Origin of the sequence: Halomonas marinisediminis, assembly GCF_004347715.1 — a bacterium.
In the GTDB taxonomy this organism is placed as follows: domain Bacteria; phylum Pseudomonadota; class Gammaproteobacteria; order Pseudomonadales; family Halomonadaceae; genus Halomonas; species Halomonas icarae.
Map to the genome: position 1 here is coordinate 1 of NZ_SLTR01000205.1, position 313 is coordinate 313.

The window sequence follows — 313 nt, forward strand, 5'->3', positions numbered from 1 at the left end:
AGGGCGCGATCCTGTCGCCGCCCTACCGGTTCCAGGTCACACAATCGCGCTCCACGCCGCTGCCTGCCCCGACCGAGACCGGGCAGCCTGCCCTGCGCCGCCCCAAGGTGCGTGCTCAGGACCGGGTGCTCGAAGGCTTCCACGAGCCTGCGGCGCGCTATGGCACCCCGACATCGGCCCCTGCTGCCGAAGTGGCACCGGCGCAGTCCCTGCCTGGCTACCTGAGGGTCATCAAGTAACCTGCCCCCAGGACCCGACATGACAACGCCGCCGCCCCTGTCGGGACGGCGGCGCGTTGCCCTGGATCGCAGGT

Annotated in this window: 1 protein-coding gene; it reads left to right on the plus strand. The window is 71.2% G+C overall.

Features of this window, described 5'->3' with window-relative positions; genetic code table 11:
* Positions 1-239: hypothetical protein (locus E0702_RS19175; protein WP_165927586.1), on the plus strand; the 239-nt coding region annotated here is incomplete at its 5' end.
* Positions 240-313: the final 74 nt, after the last annotated feature.